Source organism: Novosphingobium sp. G106, assembly GCF_019075875.1.
Classification (GTDB): domain Bacteria; phylum Pseudomonadota; class Alphaproteobacteria; order Sphingomonadales; family Sphingomonadaceae; genus Novosphingobium.
This window is the reverse complement of the sequence record NZ_JAHOOZ010000002.1, coordinates 170,775-188,218: the sequence shown is the minus strand read 5'-3', so window position 1 is coordinate 188,218 and position 17,444 is coordinate 170,775. Positions and strand designations below refer to the sequence as shown.

General features: G+C 59.4%; 18 protein-coding genes. 10 read left to right on the top strand and 8 right to left on the bottom strand.

Features of this window, described 5'->3' with window-relative positions; genetic code table 11:
- Nucleotides 1-15: 15 nt before the first annotated feature.
- Nucleotides 16-264: a hypothetical protein gene (locus tag KRR38_RS31055; protein ID WP_217407694.1), complete on the top strand. Its 249-nt coding sequence runs from the start codon at nt 16-18 to the stop codon at nt 262-264.
- 219 nt (nt 265-483) lie between these two features.
- Nucleotides 484-957, top strand: coding sequence for a hypothetical protein (locus KRR38_RS31050; protein WP_217407693.1), 474 nt, complete (start codon nt 484-486; stop codon nt 955-957).
- A gap of 80 nt (nt 958-1,037) precedes the next feature.
- On the opposite strand, the gene KRR38_RS37990 is transcribed toward KRR38_RS31050, so the two are convergent.
- The 7 genes from KRR38_RS37990 to rpiA all read right to left on the bottom strand — a co-directional run bounded on the left by KRR38_RS37990 (nt 1,038) and on the right by rpiA (nt 8,276).
- Complete coding sequence (locus KRR38_RS37990) at nt 1,038-1,154, bottom strand: hypothetical protein (RefSeq protein ID WP_375293488.1); 117 nt, start codon at nt 1,152-1,154, stop codon at nt 1,038-1,040.
- Between the two features lie 37 nt (nt 1,155-1,191).
- Nucleotides 1,192-1,698 carry an HAD hydrolase family protein gene (locus tag KRR38_RS31040; protein WP_217407691.1) on the bottom strand — a complete coding sequence of 169 codons (507 nt, stop codon included), beginning with the start codon at nt 1,696-1,698 and terminating at the stop codon, nt 1,192-1,194.
- Nucleotides 1,695-3,158 carry a glucose-6-phosphate dehydrogenase gene (gene zwf, locus KRR38_RS31035; RefSeq protein WP_217407690.1) on the bottom strand — a complete coding sequence of 488 codons (1,464 nt, stop codon included), beginning with the start codon at nt 3,156-3,158 and terminating at the stop codon, nt 1,695-1,697. The genes KRR38_RS31040 and zwf overlap by 4 nt, the downstream gene beginning before the upstream one ends.
- Nucleotides 3,158-4,096 carry a phosphogluconate dehydrogenase (NAD(+)-dependent, decarboxylating) gene (gene gnd, locus KRR38_RS31030; protein ID WP_217407689.1) on the bottom strand — a complete coding sequence of 313 codons (939 nt, stop codon included), beginning with the start codon at nt 4,094-4,096 and terminating at the stop codon, nt 3,158-3,160. Before gnd ends, zwf begins: the two co-directional genes overlap by 1 nt.
- 23 nt (nt 4,097-4,119) lie before the next feature.
- Entirely contained in the window at nt 4,120-5,247 is a 1,128-nt protein-coding gene (gene tal, locus KRR38_RS31025; RefSeq protein ID WP_217407688.1) for a transaldolase, read from the bottom strand.
- On the bottom strand, nt 5,244-7,322 hold the full coding sequence (gene tkt / locus KRR38_RS31020; RefSeq protein ID WP_217407687.1) for a transketolase: 2,079 nt from the start codon (nt 7,320-7,322) through the stop codon (nt 5,244-5,246). The genes tal and tkt overlap by 4 nt, the downstream gene beginning before the upstream one ends.
- An 84-nt stretch (nt 7,323-7,406) precedes the next feature.
- Nucleotides 7,407-8,276 carry a ribose-5-phosphate isomerase RpiA gene (gene rpiA / locus KRR38_RS31015; RefSeq protein ID WP_254515793.1) on the bottom strand — a complete coding sequence of 290 codons (870 nt, stop codon included), beginning with the start codon at nt 8,274-8,276 and terminating at the stop codon, nt 7,407-7,409.
- Between the two features lie 251 nt (nt 8,277-8,527).
- Here rpiA and KRR38_RS31010 point away from each other — a divergent pair, with 251 nt between their 5' ends.
- From KRR38_RS31010 to KRR38_RS30980, 7 genes are all read left to right on the top strand, one after another.
- A complete protein-coding gene (locus KRR38_RS31010) occupies nt 8,528-9,832 on the top strand; it encodes an ATP-binding protein (RefSeq protein ID WP_217407686.1) in 1,305 nt (434 codons plus the stop codon).
- Nucleotides 9,829-10,368 (top strand): response regulator transcription factor, encoded by a 540-nt coding sequence (locus KRR38_RS31005; RefSeq protein WP_217407685.1) that lies wholly within the window; start codon nt 9,829-9,831, stop codon nt 10,366-10,368. The genes KRR38_RS31010 and KRR38_RS31005 overlap by 4 nt, the downstream gene beginning before the upstream one ends.
- An 842-nt stretch (nt 10,369-11,210) precedes the next feature.
- Nucleotides 11,211-11,510 carry a hypothetical protein gene (locus KRR38_RS31000; protein WP_217407684.1) on the top strand — a complete coding sequence of 100 codons (300 nt, stop codon included), beginning with the start codon at nt 11,211-11,213 and terminating at the stop codon, nt 11,508-11,510.
- 324 nt (nt 11,511-11,834) lie between these two features.
- Nucleotides 11,835-12,422: a hypothetical protein gene (locus KRR38_RS30995; protein WP_217407683.1), complete on the top strand. Its 588-nt coding sequence runs from the start codon at nt 11,835-11,837 to the stop codon at nt 12,420-12,422.
- A gap of 288 nt (nt 12,423-12,710) precedes the next feature.
- Nucleotides 12,711-13,247, top strand: coding sequence for a hypothetical protein (locus tag KRR38_RS30990; RefSeq protein WP_217407682.1), 537 nt, complete (start codon nt 12,711-12,713; stop codon nt 13,245-13,247).
- A 548-nt stretch (nt 13,248-13,795) separates the two neighbouring features.
- Nucleotides 13,796-14,209 carry a nucleoside diphosphate kinase regulator gene (gene rnk / locus KRR38_RS30985; protein WP_217407681.1) on the top strand — a complete coding sequence of 138 codons (414 nt, stop codon included), beginning with the start codon at nt 13,796-13,798 and terminating at the stop codon, nt 14,207-14,209.
- A 644-nt stretch (nt 14,210-14,853) separates the two neighbouring features.
- The gene (locus tag KRR38_RS30980) at nt 14,854-15,159 is read left to right on the top strand and encodes a hypothetical protein (RefSeq protein ID WP_217407680.1); all 306 of its coding nucleotides are present in this window, start codon (nt 14,854-14,856) and stop codon (nt 15,157-15,159) included.
- Nucleotides 15,160-15,335: 176 nt separating this feature from the next.
- Here the strand turns inward: KRR38_RS30980 and KRR38_RS30975 are convergent, their stop codons facing one another.
- The gene (locus KRR38_RS30975) at nt 15,336-15,554 is read right to left on the bottom strand and encodes a hypothetical protein (RefSeq protein ID WP_217407679.1); all 219 of its coding nucleotides are present in this window, start codon (nt 15,552-15,554) and stop codon (nt 15,336-15,338) included.
- A 466-nt stretch (nt 15,555-16,020) separates the two neighbouring features.
- Here KRR38_RS30975 and gdhA point away from each other — a divergent pair, with 466 nt between their 5' ends.
- Complete coding sequence (gene gdhA, locus KRR38_RS30970) at nt 16,021-17,370, top strand: NADP-specific glutamate dehydrogenase (RefSeq protein WP_217407678.1); 1,350 nt, start codon at nt 16,021-16,023, stop codon at nt 17,368-17,370.
- Nucleotides 17,371-17,444 lie beyond the last annotated feature (74 nt).

Below are 17,444 nucleotides of genomic sequence, written 5' to 3'. Positions count from 1 at the left end.
ACCCAGGATCGAAGCTTGGCCAAAACGGTTCTGTTCCAACCGCTGAAAAAACCTAACCAAGGTGCTGGTGAGATGACCCCGCGTCCCAACCTCAAACCGACAGCGCGTAATAGCGAATTCTACCTGACGCGCATGAACGCATCCCTTGCGCAGGCAGCCGAGACACTTCTGCCGAATATCCGAGATCAAGCACTTCGCGCCGCCGCCGCTTGGCAAGAGATGTACGAGAAAGCCCAGCAGTTCGAAAAGCGACAAGTCCGTTGATCCCGCGTGCATTCGGAACCGGCCGCGAGGTTCGGACTGCGACTCCAGTCTTGATCTCCGCGCGGCCGGCAAATCGCTCCTCGTAGAATCTCCATTCTTTCAAACAGGAGGCGCCCGTGATCATATTCTGGATCATCCTTATCTCCATTGTGCTGCTCGTGTTGTTCTTCAGCGTCACCGTCGCAGGGGGACGCGCCCACGATCGGCAGAACGCACGCCGTGACGATGCGCGTCGTGACAATGACGGATAAGTGCCCAGAAGGCCTGGAAGACGAGAGCGTAATCGCCCTCTCGCCCGACACAGGGCGGGACTTGCATGGCGACGCAGCGAGAGCGGAGCTGGATGATTTTCTCGACCATATCGACGGTATCGATCGCGACCAGCGTTATGCCGAGCGATTTGGGTTTGACCAGCGCGATCCGTATCAAATGGAGCAAGTTGGATTTGACGCCCCGCTTGTCTTCGAGCTGGGCGACATACGAAGCCTTCTCGCAAACTCGGCCTTCGTGCAAAGCGCGATGAGCATCGAGGGTCCCGACAGGTTGCTGCTGAACTACACGCGCCTGATGATGGGTTTCCCCTGTTCAACCCTTCACCGGAGACGATCGAGATCATCGGGCTGGGCGGAGGGTCGCTGGCAAAATATTGCTATCGAAATCTACCGGACGTTTCGATCATCGGCGTCGAAATAGACCCCGAGGTCATTGCCGTTTCGCAAAGGGTGCAGTCGATCATCATTTCCCTTCGACGGAGGCGATCTTCACGCGCGCCCTCAAAGGCGTGCAGGTCGCCGAAGAAAGTGCTCAATTGCATAGGCTACCTCGTCCTCCTCATTGGTCGCCGAAACGGCATCGGCCGCGGCTTGAACTTCTATGGGTGCCTGGCCCATCGCCACGGACAGTCCTGCGCGCGCGAACATGGGCAGATCATTGGGCAATATCACCGAATGCGGCGACTTGTGGGAGCTCAAGCCCTGCCGCCTCGGTCAACGCCGCGATGCCGTCACCTTTGTTCGCCAGGCAGTGCGTAATATCGAGATAATACGGCTGTGAGTGGGCGATCGTTAAGTCGGGGCCGATTGCCTGCTTCGCCTCAGTTTCCAATCGTCGGAGGGTTTCGCTGTCGTCGCTGACCCCCACTATTTTATCGATCCTCGCGCCGAGCTCCACGAAGTTGTCCCTTCGAGCCGACTCCAGGCATGACGCGAGCCGCTCGCGCGCGACGTGGCGGTTACTGGGATCCGGAGTAAACCACTCTCCGTCCGCAAACACCCATGGGGTGACGCCGTACCGGCCTATCAGCCGTAGCATCGTTGCGCCATCGTCGGCGGCAAGGGCAAGGATCGACGCACGATTGGCGGCGGAAAGCGTCTTGTCATTGCGGACCAGAGTGCCATCGATATCCGATACTAGGAGACGAAGTGGTACCTTCATGTCCGAAGTGCGTGCCAGGTCCGGCCGTCGCGTTGGATTAGCGCTTCAGCCGCAACTGGTCCGTCACTGCCCGCCCTGTATATTTGCGGATGACCGTTGTCCCGGCTCCAGGCGTCGAGGATGGGCTGGACCGCTGCCCATCCCGCCTCGATTGCCTCCGCGCTTTGAAACAGCGTCTGGTCGCCAATCATCAGGTCATAGAGCAGCGTCTCATAGCCGGTCAGCTTGGGAAGCGTGAACCGGTCGGCGTACCGGAAATTCATGCTGACGGGCGCGGTATCGATCACTGGGCCCGGGAGCTTGGCGAGAAAATCGAACTTGAGGCCTTCATCGGGCTGGATGTGGATGACCAGTCGATTGGCAGGCAGGTGGGTCACGTTCGAGTGGGCAAACAGCGCGCGAGGCACCGGTTTGAACTGGAGTACAATCTCCGTCTCCCGCGCCGCCATCGCTTTTCCTGTGCGTAGGTAGAACGGAACTCCAGACCAGCGCCATGTATCGAGCCATAGCTTTATAGCGACATAGGTCTCGGTACGGGTCATCGGGTCGACGTCCGGCTCCTCGGCATAGGCGGGGCACAGATCTTCATCGATGCATCCGGCGGTATACTGTCCACGAACTACGTCGGTCTCGACCGCCTTGGAAGTGAGCGCGCGAATGGCCGTTATGACCTTTGTCTTTTCAGTACCGATCGCATCGGCGGCAAAGCTGTTGGGTGGCTCCATACCGACCATCGCGAGGAGTTGGAACAGGTGATTGGGCACCATGTCACGCATGGCACCGGTCGCATCGTAGAATTTTCCGCGCCGACCAATCCCGACAGTCTCTGCGGCGGTAATCTGGACATGATCGACATAGCGGTTGTTCCACACGGCTTCGATCATGGGGTTGGCGAAGCGGGCAACGAGGATATTCTGCACGGTCTCCTTTCCCAGGAAATGATCGATCCGATAGACCTGCCGTTCGCCTACCCGGCTTAGGATGCATTTGTTGAGGACGCGTGCCGAGGCAAGGTCGTGACCAAGCGGCTTTTCGACCAGCATGCGGCGGAAGCCTGATTTTTCCTCAAGTAGATGGGCTCCGGCCATCTTCTCGACAATGGTGCCGAAATACTCGGGCGGCGTGGCGAGATAGAAGGCGGCGTTGCACTCTGCATCTAGGCGATCACCGATCGCTCGGTAGAGCGCATCGTCCTCAAATGCGCCCTTCAGATACGTAATCCGCCGGCGTAGCCGCTCCCAGCCCGGCGGAGCAGGGCCGACGAACTCATCCAGTCGGGCACGAAGTTCCTCGTCATCCAAGTCTTCACAAGCGACGCCAAGTATATGCAGTTCTTCACCCAGGAGATCCTCGCGCAGAAGATTGGCGAGTGCAGGCATCAGCAACCTCCTCGTCAAGTCGCCGCTTGCCCCGAAAATCACCAGCGTCGCGCCGGGCATCTGTTCCGGCTCCGCGCTCATTACTGCGGTATCTCTACATGACCGCCGAACCCGAACCGCATTGCGGACAGCAATTTGTCGCCGAACGTGGTCTCGACCCGGCTACGATATCGAGCGGAGAGGGCAGCCGACAAGACACAGGCCGGGACCGCTTCCTCCATTGCCGCATCGGCAGTCCAACGCCCCTCCCCGCTGTCCGCGACATGGCCACTGTAGTGTTCGAGTGTGTGGTCCCGCGCGAGCGCTGCGGCGGACAGGTCCAACAGCCAGGATGAAATCACACTGCCGCGTCGCCATACGTCGGCCAGCTTGTCGGACGACCTGCCCTTCAGAATGTCGAATCCTTCGGCATAGGCCTGCATCAAGCCGTACTCGATGCCGTTGTGGAACATCTTAACGAAATGCCCTGCGCCGGCCGGTCCGACATGCACATAGCCGCGTTCCGCCCGATCATCGGGCCTGTCACGACCTACAGTGCGGGCGATGTCCCCAAAGCCGAGCGCCAGCGTTTCGAAGATCGGGTTCAACCTGCGCACCGTCTCCAAGTGTCCGCCAATCATCATGCAATAGCCGCGCTCAAGACCCCTGACACCGCCCGAGGTGCCGACGTCGACGTAGTCGATGCCTCGTGTCGCCAGCATTTTGGAGCGGCGTATGTCATCCTTGTAGAAGGTGTTGCCACCATCGATGATGATATCGCCGGCCGCGGCAGTCACGCCGAGCATTGTCACCGTCTGCTCGGTCGGCTCGCAGGCCGGCAGCATCACCCAAAAGGTTCGGTGCTCCCTCAATTGGCCGGCCATGTCCTCGATCGAAGCGACCGCGATGGCGCCATCGGGAGCAACCGCTTCTGTCGCTTCCGAGCCGTGAACCCATACCACGACCTGGTGGCCGCCCCGCATGAGCCGCCGTGCGAGGTTGCCCCCCATCCCACCCAATCCGATCATTCCGATGCGCATGTCGTCAACGTCCGTTGATCATATCACCCCAGCAGCGCCATCCGCTTTTCCGCGATCGCGCGAAGTAGGGCGTCATTGGCCTCGGAGAACTGCCTGATTCCGTCGACCACCAGCTTCGAAGTGATGCGCGCAAGATCGAGGCCAAGTCGATCGGCACTCTCCAACACGCGGCGAGCACCGTCGACGTCTTCGACCAGTGTCGCGGCAAGCGTACCGTGGTCTCGGAAGGCGTCCATCGTCTTGGGCGGGATGGTGTTGATGGTATTCGGGCCGATAAGTGCATCGACATAGAGGACGTCCGGTAGACTGGCGTCCTTCGTGCTGGTGGAGGCCCACAGCAACCGTTGCGGCCGCGCTCCCTTGGCTGCCAGCTTCAGCCAGCGGTCGCTCGCGGTCAATTGGAGATAATGTTGATAGGCGAGCTTGGCATTGGCGATCGCCACCTTACTACGTAGCGCCTTCAGCGCTGCGGTTTCTGCATCTCCTGCCTTCACGCGCGCGTCGATTGCCGCATCGATGCGGGAATCGATACGGCTGACGAAAAAGCTGGCGACGGACGCGACACGGGACACATCCGCGCCCCTGTCGACCCTCGCTTCCAAGCCGGTGAGAAAAGCGTCCGCCACGGCCTTATACATGTCGATGGCGAACAGCAGTGTGATGTTGATGTTGAGCCCCGCGTCGGTAAGCAGCCGAACGGCAGCCACACCTGCCTTTGTGCCGGGGATCTTGATCATCAGGTTGGGGCGGTCGATCTCCGTCCACAAGCGGCGCGCCTCGGCGATGCTGTCGTCCGTCGAGTTGGCAAAATCGGGAGACACCTCAATACTGACAAAGCCATCCGCTCCGTTCACTCGGTCATAGACCGGGCGAAGCGCATCGGCGGCAGCGCGGATATCGGTGACCGCGAGATGTTCGTAAATCGCACCGACGTCAGGTTCACCGCGCTGTAGCAGCGAGGCGATGTCATGATCGTAGGCATCACCGTGGCCCATCGCCTTTTCGAAGATGGACGGGTTGGAGGTCACCCCGGCGACGCCGTCCTGTGAAATGAGTTTCGTCAATTCGCCCCGGACGAGAAAGCTCCGGTCAAGAAAATCCAACCACACGGATTGCCCCAGGGTTTCGAGCTCTTTTACTCGGCCAGTCATGACTTCTCCTCCAGCACTTCGCGCGCCACATTGACGACATGGTCAACCGTGAACCCGAATTTTCTCCGCAAATCGGCAAACGGCGCCGATGCGCCAAACCCATCCATCGTCACGGTCGCCCCATGAGCGCCGACATAGCGGTCCCAGCCAAGCGGGGCGGCTTGCTCGATTGCCACCCGCGCCGAGACCGACGGCGGCAAGACCGCCTCGCGATAGCCGAGGGGTTGTTTTTCGAATATCGACCAGCATGGCATTGACACCACCCGCGATCGCACAGCGGTCCCGGTCAGTTGCTCATGTGCGGCAAGAGCCAGGGATACCTCACTGCCGGTCGCCAGCAAGATGAGTTCGGGGCATCCACCTGCCGCATCGGCCAGAACATAGGCGCCGCGCGCAAGTCCCGACGCGGAGGCATAGCGATTGCGGTCGATCGTCGGCAGCGCTTGCCGCGAGAGGACGATGCAACTTGGTCGATTGGCCTGTATCATCGCCGTTCGCCACGCCTCGGCAGTTTCATTGGCGTCGGCTGGTCGAAAGACATCGAGGCCGGGAATGGCGCGCAGCCCTGCCAATTGTTCGACCGGCTGGTGGGTTGGGCCATCCTCCCCAACCCCGATCGAATCATGGCTGAAGACGAATATGGTCGGCAATTCCATGATGGCCGCCAACCGGATCGGCGGACGCATGTAGTCGCTGAACACCAGGAAGGTCGCCGTGAACGGCAAAAGATGCGAAAGCGCCATCCCGTTGGCGATCGCGCCCATCGCGTGCTCGCGCACACCGAAGTGCATGTTGCGCCCTGCGTAGTTGCTCCGCTCGAGGGTCCCTGCATCCTCGAAGGTCAGCTTGGTCTTCGTCGACGGCGCCAGGTCAGCTGCCCCGCCGATCAACGCCGGCACTTTGCGGGCAATCGCGTTAAGCACCTCGCCTCCAGCATCGCGTGACGCCATGCCCTTCGGATCCGCCGGGAAGAGGGGAATGTCCTTGTCCCATCCATCGGGGAGTTGGTGCTGGAGCAAGCCTTGGAGTTGCTGCGCCATGTCGGGGTAATCACAACGGTAACGCGCCAGCGTTTCGTTCCACGCCTTACACAGCGGCTTCGATCGGTGGGAAAGCGCCTGTCGCAGATGCTCCGCAACTCCGTCGGGCACCAAAAATTGTGCATCCTGTGGCCAGCGATAGGCGCGCTTGGTTTCACGAATAGCGGCGTCCCCCATCGGGTCGCTATGAGCCTTGGAGGTCCCCGCGATCGGCGAACCCCAGCCGATGACGCTATCCAATACTATCAGCGTCGGCGCGTCGTTGCGTTCCTGAAAGGCCGCGATGGCACGCGCTATCGTGGCAGTATCGTTCGCGTCTTCGATATGAAGGACGTTCCACCCATAGCCGCGGAACCGGTCGGCGACATTTTCACTGAAGGCGAGTGATGTCGGCCCTTCGATCGTGACGTGGTTGTTGTCATAGAACCAGCAGAGGTTGCCTAGGTTAAGATGCCCGGCCAGCGATGCCGCCTCGCTGGCCACGCCTTCCATCATGTCGCCATCGCTGCACAGCACATATATGTCATGGTCGAACAGGACCGAGCCGGCGCGGTTAAAGCGGGCGGCGAGCCACCGTTCGGCGATCGCCATCCCCACCGAATTGGCACAGCCTTGGCCAAGGGGACCGGTCGTGACTTCCACGCCAGTGGTGACCCGATATTCAGGATGTCCTGGAGTCTTGGAAGCAAGCTGGCGAAATTGCTTGATGTCGTCGAGGCTGACCGCCGGTTGCCCGGTTGGCCTGCCTTGCGCATCGACCTCGCAAATCCCGGCGAGGTGGATCAACGAATAGAGCAACATGGACGCGTGACCGTCCGAGAGCACGAAACGGTCACGGTTTGGCCAGTCTGGCTGGTCGGGATCATAGCGCAGGAAACGGCTCCACAGCGTATAGCCGAGCGGCGCCATCGCCATAGGTGTACCCGGATGACCCGATGACGCCCTCTCGACGGCGTCCATCGTGAGTGTTCGAATGGTGGCGATCGTAAGTTCGCCCATGCGCTGGGAAGTGCGGTCCGAACAATTAGTGGTCATTTCGACCTCCGAGGTAATGACCGCTAATGCCAGGAGTTCGAAAGACCCGCAGAAGCACCGGGATTTCTGGCGCGCGGCGACGGATCACGACACCGTCCCGGACGTGCCGCGGGTCAATTGAGCGATCCCGTCCCTTCGGCCTACATAGGCGGCGTCGATCTCATCTAAAAAAAGGCCGTGCCCCAGCACTCCTGGGATGTCGGCAAGATCAAGCGCCAGCCCCTTCGGATCGTTAATCGTGCCGAATCGACAATCGAACACGACGTTACTCTGGTCAGTCAGGTAGCGGACGACGCCCGCCATGCGCAGGCTGACAATTGCGCCTAGTTGCTCGATGCGACGAGAGGCATAGCAGGCCGCTAAGGGCAGCGTCTCGACGGGAAGCGGGCCCCGACCAAGCACGGGCACGCCCTTGCTCTCATCGGCGACCACAATCATGCGTGCAGCAGCCGCAGCGATAATTTTCTCGCGCAACATGCCTCCTCCGCGGCCCTTTATCGCACGCAGGTGGGCATCGAGTTCGTCGACGCCGTCGATTGCGAGGTCGACGGCGTCGAGCCTGTCGAACGCGAGGATCCGCAAGTCTGCTGCCTTGGCTTGATCAGCGGTGCGGAGCGAGGTTGCGACGACATCGATCCGCAGACCCGCCGCAACGCGCTCGTCCAAAGCTGCTATGACAAACGAAACCGTCGTTCCCGTGCCGAAGCCGACGAGCATTCCATCCTCGATTTCAGCTACGGCAGCGTGCGCGGCACCGCGCTTGAGCACTGCGACATTGGAAGGATCATATATGCCGTCAGCCATGTCGACCGCTCCATTCAGCGCTATCGACACCCCCAAGTCGTCTGTCTTGCTGTTAAGCCAGAGCGCCTGATCCCGGATTGAGAATTCGCTGACGAATACTCTCGCAAGGATCGGATCCGATCCGATTTCGATTTCCGGTTGGATGCCCAACCGGCTCGAAAACAGATCCGTTGCCCATCAAGGTAGGTGCTGTGCCCGTTTGCACAACTTCATAATTTGGCTCTCATCCATCATGAATATTGCGCTCAAGGGCTGACACCACCGACAGGATGTGGCGCCGCGCCCGTAGAATCGCGCTCCCCCTTTTCATCTTGCGGAGTGGTTCGCAACGGCGCAGCTTTTCGCCTATGCAGCGAATGGATTGTGCTCAACAAGCGCGGTAGCAGGAAAGCCTTCGCCTGATGGCGGAAACTCGTTCGAGAAATCCCGCAGAGCCCAGTGCTGATGCCGGCCTGCGCAACATGCATCTGTTGATGCAGCTTCGCTGGATCGCCGTCAGTGGGCAGTTGATCACAATTGCGGTCGTCGACCGAGTAATGGGAATCAAGCTTCCGCTGGCGCCGTTGCTGATTGCTCCTGCGCTGCTAGCGGCCATCAATCTCATTAGCGTGCCCTATCTGCGCCGCCGCGATTCAGTGCGCAACGTTGAGTTGACCGGCGCACTTTTGGTCGATGTCGTCGCACTTGCCTGGCAACTCTATCATAGCGGAGGTCTAGCAAACCCCTTTACCTCACTGTTCCTGCTGCAGGTAGTGATCGGTGCGATTCTGCTGGAGGGACGTTCCTCCTGGGGCATCGTGATCGCGACTTTGGTCGCACTGGGAGCTCTGGCGCTCAAGCCCGTGCCACTCGTGCTGCCACCGGGCTCGGCCTTCGATCCGATGGCGCTCTATCTGGCGGGCAGCCTGGTCTGTTTTGTCCTGATCGCAGTTCTGCTGGTGGCCTTCGTCACACGCATCAACCGCAATTTCCGCGAGGCAGACGCGGCCCTGGCCGCGGTGCGTCAGCGCGCGGCCGAGGAAGATCACATAGTGCGCATGGGCCTGCTTGCCTCCGGCGCAGCACATGAACTGGGGACACCGCTATCGTCAATGTCGGTGATACTGGGTGACCTCGCCCGTCATCCGGCAATCACCGAGAATAGCGAAGTCTTGACCGATATAGCCGACATGGAAGCAGAACTGCGACGCTGCAAGGTAATCGTCGGCGGTATCCTCACTTCCGCCGGCGAGGTGCGTAGTGAAAATCCCTCGATCACGACATTGAAGACCTTTCTAGCCGATGCGATTGAGGACTGGCGCGGCAGAACTGCGGGCGCGATTTACCTGGATGACGAAATGGACGACGACATGACGATCGTCGCGGATCCGGCGCTTCGCCAGGTCATCGGCAACATCGTTGAAAATGCCGTGGACGCTGCAGCCAAGAGCATTGTCATCCATGCCCGGCGCACGGAGACGATGCTCGAGCTCGAGGTCCGCGATGATGGCCCTGGGTTCTCGACCGAAATGCTGGCCGACTTTGGACGACCCTATGCCAGCACCAAACCGGCTCCCGGCAGCGGCCTGGGCCTCTTTCTGGTTGTCAATGTGCTGCGCAAGCTGGGTGGAAATGTGGACGTGGCCAATCAGGACGGAGAAGGTGCCCGCGTCCGCTTGACCGTACCGCTCAGCACGCTCCTATATGAGCGGGAGGTCCCCCGGTGAACGACACGCATCGGCACTTGCTCATCGTAGAGGATGACGCTTCGTTCGCCCGCACGTTGCGCAGGTCATTCGAACGCCGCGGCTACACAGTCGACCATGCCGCTAGTCCAGAAGAACTCGAGGTGCTGATCGAGAGACCCCACCATTTCGATTTTGCGGTGGTCGATCTCAAACTCGGAACCGCATCGGGTCTGACCTGTGTGAAGATGCTCCATGAGACAAATCCGGAGACGCTTATCGTTGTCCTCACCGGCTTCGCCAGCATCGCGACGGCGGTTGAGGCGATCAAGCTCGGTGCTTCCTATTATCTTGCCAAGCCGGCGAACACCGATGACATCGAGGAGGCGTTCAGCAAGACGCAAGGCGATCCCGACGTTCCGCTCGAAGGCCGCAAGACATCAATCAAGACTGTCGAATGGGAATACATCCAAACAACGCTGGCGGAGTGCGACTTCAATATCTCCGAAGCAGCGCGCAGGCTCGGGATGCATCGGCGCACCTTGGCTCGCAAGCTGGACAAGCGCCAGCTACGATAGCCGGCCGGCGAGCGACCGCACATTCGATCATACCATATCGAATCGAATTGCGGGCTATGGTGCGATGCGCAATAGCCCAACCCGAATTCTGCGTAAAAGTTCTAGATCCGTCATGAAATACGACCGATAGATTGACAGTTATACAAATACGATCCCTTCTTCTGATCGCCTTCTTAGTCATCATCTGTTCATCTGACAAAATTACACATCCGGCTTGACCACGCTTAGCCAGTCTCTGGACTTGCCAAGTTTCGCAAACTCGCCGAAAAAATTCGACCTGGATTGCAAAATTTGACATTTTCAAGTGACGGAACCATATTGATGGCATCATGTTGATTGCGAAGTATCAGACTGAAATCCACCCAGGCAGCAGTACCGCACGGCTGTTGGCCCTAGGTGGGTGCCGTCAGCACCGCGCCTAGGGTCTCCTCCCCATCGATCGCGCTTTCGAGCGCATTCAATCTTCAGATTTAGCGCGAGCTTGCGCACGATCCGGCAAATTACCGGTCGTGCACGAACTCGCCGTGGAGGTCTTCGTGTCCACGCACTTTGTGGTAGAGTCCGATAGGGCTATCGTAGGCGTCGCAATCCGGGTGCCCGGCGGCTTTCGCTTCTTCCAATCAGATCCTCGTTTCCAGGCTCTCGACGGCAAAATCTTCCGGCGTGCGCGCATGCTGGCAAGCGCCGTACGCGACTTTGGCCGCCGATTTAGCCGCGATCGCGATCGGTAATCGGCGCGATGGTGCTCAGCGAGCAGCGATGTCTGAATTCGATCGGTCTCGCCGCTTCGCTGGTCGCATCCCGAACCCATCGAGATTCAGGACCGCTTAGAGGTACGAGATATGGGCAGAAGACGAAACGATACGATCAAGACCCCAGAACGCCGCCTGCAGATCGAGGCAACGCTTGCGGAATATCCGCAAGTCACGCCCGATCGAATTCTGGATGTCATCCATTGGTTCAAGCGCGAGGCAACCGCACACGAAGTGGCCTCGATCGCCAAAAATCCTCACATCGGCAGGGAATATCAGCAGTTTCGAAAGAAGCACCTCAATGGGTTGACCGCTGCGGAGCTCGTGATGGCATCGGCGCTAGGCGTAGTTCTGATCGTTGCCGTTGCCGTCGCGATCGTCGTGCCATGACGCCGTCAGCATCGGTCATTGCCGCGCCAGCCCATACCGCCCGGCACCGCCCCCGCATGTGAGCCAACATAGCCCGCGCAGGATTCCAATGAATGTCGTGTTCATCCTCGAGTCTTCTCTATCTACAGTATCGTCTTCGCCATTGTGCGCTGGCCATGGCTGCTTTGGGCGATCTTCGCCCTCCAGTGCGGCGTCACCGCGGCGGTCCTGGTCCTCTTCACCGACATTGCTAGCCCGAAGACGACCGAGATTCGCGGGAGAGTCGACCAGTAAACCCAACGCAGTGCCGCACCCAATGCCATTACGGCAAGGAGATATATTTCAATGTTAGCAGAAGATCACGCCCGTCTGTTCGACGACATACTGGCCAGTTCGTGCACACAGGCCGAACAGATCCTCGAACGTTACGACAATACCGGTCCCGCCGGTGAGCGAAGGATCTCGGATCTGGAGGTATCGCCCTTGCTGGACAAGCAACTGATCGCAGCCGCACTTCGCCTTGCGAACGACCTTTGCCTTTCCAGCGGCGTCAGGACCAGCTTGTTTAAGCGATTCCGTTCGCCGCCTCCCGGCGTAGCTGTCGAAGCGCAGCGTCGGACTATCGAGCGAGAGGTCCGGGACAAGGGGCTGCCGATGGAGCTTGCGGGAGACTACGTGGATACGCTGCAGCGGCGGCTTTCTGTTCCGGAAGAAGCCCTGCCGGGCATTCTTTGGGGGTACGCCGCCATATACGGCATGATGTGGAGCGATCCAAGGATCGGAGCCCGCGCCCCGACGAGGCGTATCATGCTTGCAATGGGAACCGTGCTTCGAGCCCGCAGCGCCCAGTTGATCGCCGCCAAATCGAAGAACAGCAATAGGGCCGACATCGGCGACTTAGTCGCGACCATTCACCCGCCAATTTATCAATAATTCTAGGCGTAATCCAGACGAATAGGGGCCACTCCATTGAGTGCTTTATTCTGCGAACATTTGAGGACATCTGCATGAATGCTAATGAGGAAGTCGATGCGCAAATTTCGGATCGGAATCTGGAATCGGAGCAAACACCGGAAGAGCGCCGCGTGCTTCCGTTCGCGAGGCCGGCGGGACGCGGGAAGAGTAGTCGGCCTGCGCATCGCAACACTCCTCCCGATCCACCTTCAGCGGCCTAATTATCGGAGTACCGAAGTGCGTACGCATCGAGTTGAGAAATCGGAATTGCTGGACGAATTGCTGATCCGCGCAAGCGAGGTGGCGACCAAGATTCTTGCCGCACCTGGATCGGCCGCGCGGCTCCGGCAGCTTGGGCCCGACGATATGAGTGAAATCCAGCGGTTGGAAACCTCGCCGCTCGCCACTGATCAGCTTATCGCCGTTGCCCTTCGCCTTGCAGGATCCCGTACCATGCGAGGCAACATTGCTGATCACCTTAGCACCTATTTCGAGAACCAATCGTCTTCCATCGAAATTGAGGCCGAACGTCGAAGCATCTGGCAAATGAACCGCGTCGAAGCCCTCCCTCGGGACGAAGCAGACAAGGCAACGCGGGCGATTGTCGCGCTCATTTCGTCCCAGCAGCGAGATATTCTTGAAGAGCTTCCGCGATGGACGAGCCTGTACGCGGATCTGTGGTGCGACCCGCGGATCGGGGCAAGCGGCCAGGCACGGCGAACCATGCTGATGATGGTCACGTCGATGCATGAACTGTGCAGCGCCGATGGAGGAGCGGCACTCGCGAACCAGGCGAGGATGTGATGAGCAAACTCGATGTCGAAAGCGAAAACGCACCGGTCCAAGTAGGCTGCTTGGGACAGGCCATCATCGTGGCCCTCTTCCTCGCTATGCTAATTTTTGCATCGCCCTAAGGGCGGCCGGAAATCTTTGGGCGATTGGCATCGAGACCATGCCTCGCGAAGGCACACACACAAGCCCGACGACGGCGTGCCATTTGGAATCTCGCCGCGCCCATCAACGGTAACGTAAAGCTGCCCCCCGACCTGGCGCGCCTGAGAGCCAATTTCGTTGCACACCTCCGGCAACCACCTCCTTCCATCCTCAGTATCCGCCGTCCCATTCGGCACCATATTGGCCATAATTGACAGCCCTCCCTGGGCCAGACATGATGCGGAATGGCCATTGAGCATCGTCACCTGCATTTTCGCCTTCACGGAGGGCAGATTCTCGTGGGCTCCTAGCCCCGGGTTCCGGTGCGCACGCCCCGAACTCGGGGTGTAGACGATCAACTCAATCGAGCGCTCCGCATTCCCAAGCGGGTGGGGCTGCTTTTCCGAAAAGGTGTGACCATGACTACGAAAAGGGCGACCCGGCGGCCGCCTATCCAAATGATCGATAAAGAAGCAGACGCCTTGGCAGAGTTGGCCATGAGCGTCGAGGAGCGGTTGCCTCAGGTCAGTGAATTGCTGCTTAACGAGATCACTCGGGCCACTCTTCACCCGGCGCGTCGGATCCCCGATGACGTCGTAACTATGCACTCAACCGTAAGGTTTATCGATGAAGCCAGTGGCAGGGATTACACTTACGAACTGACCTATCCGCAAGATGCTGACATCTCCAAAGGCCGCATTTCTATTCTGACGCCTGTCGGAGCAGGATTGATAGGATTGCGGGCTGGCCAGTCGATCCTCTGGCCAGACCGCGAGGGTCATGAGCGGGAGCTCAAGATCATCGCTGTCACGCATTCCGAGCCAGCAAGCTAAGCGACTGTGGCCATCCGAGTTGTCTCCGTTCGCGCGGCATGTTCTGCAATGGCGGCGAAGCAATCCTGTTTGGGTTATTCGCCGCCGTTGAAGCCCGGCCCGCTCTTCGGACCCAACGCCTTCGGGGCGAGAGGCATACTCCGTGCTGCGTGAACGCCTATCGCATCCACAGATAAGTAACGCTGGAGCGACGATGTCCCCGCCGAATTGTAGAAACTCGCGGACCGCGTACTGACTGGCAGTTTCACGGCCGGATATTGACATTTTTTGGTCATTCCTTTATGGTCTAACTACTATGATGGTCATGGAAATTCATCCGGGCAGCAGTACGGAACGACTGTATGCCCTAGGCGGGTTGCGATGATACCGACCCCCAGGGCATTGATTTCATCCGTCTGCGCCATCTGGCGCTCTTAACTTCCATTTATTGTACGGGTGTACTCGCTAGGGGCTTGAACAACCTGCGGCGAGTTCGCGATGGAGGCGTTTGCGCCCATTCACTTCGTTTGGGATTGAGACCGCACGCATGCCGGCGGCTCGGTAGAAATGCCTATTTGAGGCCGGAGAAGGGTTCTCACAGCCTTCAGGCTCTACTGCTTTCCACCGCCCCATCTCCCGTACATTGAATAATCGGGATATTCAGAATGTCTCAGCCACGTTGTGACGGCGCGGCAAGCGCCGATCGGCGCACGCAAATCGAAGCCGTTCTCGTTGACTACCCAAATATCAATGCGGCCGCCTTGACCCAGTTGACCCACTGGTTTCACAAGGAGGCGTCCGCTCTAGATGTGGCGCTGGTGGCCAGCAATGAGATGATCACTCAGCAATACCGCAGCTTTCGCGCTGATCACGTCGATCGGTTCAAAACGCGGGATATTGTCCATGGGCTTGCATTTACCGCCGTATTTGGCGGGTTCATTTTCGTTTCGCTAATCTGGCCCGCTCTTTAGCTTGATGCGCACGCGCTATCAGGAGACACGCCGGATCGACATGTCGATGCGGCCGTCGAGTTCGGCGTGCTGGGTCCCAAAAACTCCGGAGCCGCATTGGATCGGTTCCGGAGTCAATATTATCGGCCGGAGCGAGCAGCCATCTGCCTGGAACCATGCTGCCGCGAACCTGAACGTCAGTGGAAGGTTACGCTGCCCGCCGCTTGACTGCGCCCAGCCTTGGTTAGTTTCTGGGCCAGTTCACCGACCTTGTGCGCCAAGTTCCGGACGCGCCGAAACACCTGCCCGTCCAGAATACGGAACCGAGGATCCGAATAAAAGAATCGATAGCCGCCCGGAACACGAACCGCGACGCCGACAGCTGTCCTGTCGGCTTCCACGACGAAATGATCCATCTCGCATCTCCTCTGCATCGTGCCCTGGCGCTCAACGGCGCTCGAGGCCAATCCTGTACAAAGCCAATTCGCTCAGAGGGAGCCCCAGGCGACCGGTACGGCGTTCGCCTGGGGCCTGTTAGCGTGCGGTGCTGCTGCCGGGATGGATAGCGATATGGAATTTGGACGTTGCCATAGCGCCTTTCAATGTGGGGCGGAGAGCCAAGGAAATCAAACACCAAGCACAGGGATCGGCACCCGCATCGAAAGATTCACGCAAGGTGATGGTCAGGCTGGTTCGCTCGCGGCAGCGAAGTGGCGATTTCCTGTTATTATCGAATGCCGGTGGCGCTGTCCTGCCCAGCGTCGATCCTGCCGGACCAATAATCTTCGGTCGCGGCTCTGGCAGCTGAATATGGCTGGGCGCATGGTCAACCGCTGACCAAGGCTCTAAGCGACCCGGACCATGGTCGCATTCGGAGAAGTAATGTCCAAGATCGATGAGAAGCTCGAGCCCGTGCTCGACCAGGTCCTGCGCCGCAATGTTGGAGAGCTCGAATTCCATCAAGCAGTGACGGAGGTGCTCGAAAGCCTCGGCCGCGTTGTCGCCAAATATCCGAGCTACCTCGAGAACGCCCTCATCGAGCGGATCTGCGAGCCCGAACGGCAGATCATATTCCGCGTCCCCTGGGTCGACGACTGCGGTCAGGTCCTGATCAACCGCGGCTTCCGAGTTCAGTTTAATTCTGCGCTAGGCCCCTACAAGGGCGGGTTGCGGTTCCATCCTTCGGTGAACGTGGGCATCATCAAATTTCTCGGTTTCGAGCAGACTTTCAAGAACGCGCTCACTGGTCTGCCGATTGGCGGCGGCAAAGGCGGTTCGGACTTCGATCCGCGCGGCCGCTCGGACGGCGAGATAATGCGCTTCTGTCAGTCGTACATGACGGAACTTTATCGCCATCTCGGCGAGTACACCGACGTCCCCGCTGGCGACATCGGCGTGGGCGGGCGCGAGATTGGATACCTGTTCGGCCAGTACAAGCGCCTCACCAACCGCTACGAGGCCGGAGTGCTTACCGGTAAGGGCCTTGTCTATGGAGGCTCGCGCGCGCGGATCGAAGCGACCGGTTACGGAGCCGTGTATTTCGTCGATCGAATGCTCGCCACGAAGGGTCTGTCGTTCGAAAACAGGCGGGTAGTGGTTTCCGGATCAGGGAATGTCGCGATCTACACCTCCGAGAAGATCTGCGAGTTTGGCGGCAAGGTCATCGCCTGCTCGGACTCCAGCGGATACGTTGTCGATGAGAGCGGCGTCGACCTCAAACTCCTGAAGGAGGTCAAGGAAACACGGAGAGAGCGCATCTCCGAGTATGCGCACCTCAAGGGCGGCGGGGCCCAATTCATTGAGGGCGGATCGATCTGGGATGTGCCTTGCGACGTCGCCATGCCGTCCGCGACCCAGAACGAACTGACCGGCAGGGACGCCAAAGTGCTCCTGGCGAATGGCGTCGTCGCGATCGGCGAAGGTGCAAACATGCCCTGCACGCCCGAAGCCGTAAGGCTCTTCAAGGAGGCGGGCGTTCTCTTCGCGCCCGGCAAGGCTGCGAACGCCGGAGGGGTGGCGACCTCCGCTCTCGAGATGCAGCAAAACGCTTCTCGAGACAGTTGGACCTTCGAGCAGACCGAACAACGGCTCGCCGACATCATGCGGCGGATCCATGACACCTGCGCCGCAACCGCGGATGAATTTGGCACACCAGGAGACTACGTCCTCGGCGCCAACATTGCCGGTTTCGTGCGGGTTGCAGAGGCGATGCGAGCATTGGGGGTCATCTAGCCGCGCCTGTTTTGCAGCCCGCCCAGTTCCCCTCGAGCCGTCTAACATGCATTCTGCTTGCATATTTTTTCTGG

Bases quoted from the DNA above. Each gene is read 5' to 3' on its own strand.
- KRR38_RS31000 (WP_217407684.1), top strand. From the start codon at position 11,211: ATGGGCAGAAGACGAAACGATACGATCAAGACCCCAGAACGCCGCCTG.
- tkt (WP_217407687.1), bottom strand. From the start codon at position 7,322: ATGACCACTAATTGTTCGGACCGCACTTCCCAGCGCATGGGCGAACTT.
- KRR38_RS30995 (WP_217407683.1), top strand. From the start codon at position 11,835: ATGTTAGCAGAAGATCACGCCCGTCTGTTCGACGACATACTGGCCAGT.
- zwf (WP_217407690.1), bottom strand. From the start codon at position 3,158: ATGAGCGCGGAGCCGGAACAGATGCCCGGCGCGACGCTGGTGATTTTC.
- rnk (WP_217407681.1), top strand. From the start codon at position 13,796: ATGACTACGAAAAGGGCGACCCGGCGGCCGCCTATCCAAATGATCGAT.
- KRR38_RS31010 (WP_217407686.1), top strand. From the start codon at position 8,528: ATGGCGGAAACTCGTTCGAGAAATCCCGCAGAGCCCAGTGCTGATGCC.
- KRR38_RS31040 (WP_217407691.1), bottom strand. From the start codon at position 1,698: ATGAAGGTACCACTTCGTCTCCTAGTATCGGATATCGATGGCACTCTG.
- tal (WP_217407688.1), bottom strand. From the start codon at position 5,247: ATGACTGGCCGAGTAAAAGAGCTCGAAACCCTGGGGCAATCCGTGTGG.
- KRR38_RS30975 (WP_217407679.1), bottom strand. From the start codon at position 15,554: ATGGATCATTTCGTCGTGGAAGCCGACAGGACAGCTGTCGGCGTCGCG.
- KRR38_RS37990 (WP_375293488.1), bottom strand. From the start codon at position 1,154: ATGGGCCAGGCACCCATAGAAGTTCAAGCCGCGGCCGATGCCGTTTCG.
- KRR38_RS30980 (WP_217407680.1), top strand. From the start codon at position 14,854: ATGTCTCAGCCACGTTGTGACGGCGCGGCAAGCGCCGATCGGCGCACG.
- gdhA (WP_217407678.1), top strand. From the start codon at position 16,021: ATGTCCAAGATCGATGAGAAGCTCGAGCCCGTGCTCGACCAGGTCCTG.
- gnd (WP_217407689.1), bottom strand. From the start codon at position 4,096: ATGCGCATCGGAATGATCGGATTGGGTGGGATGGGGGGCAACCTCGCA.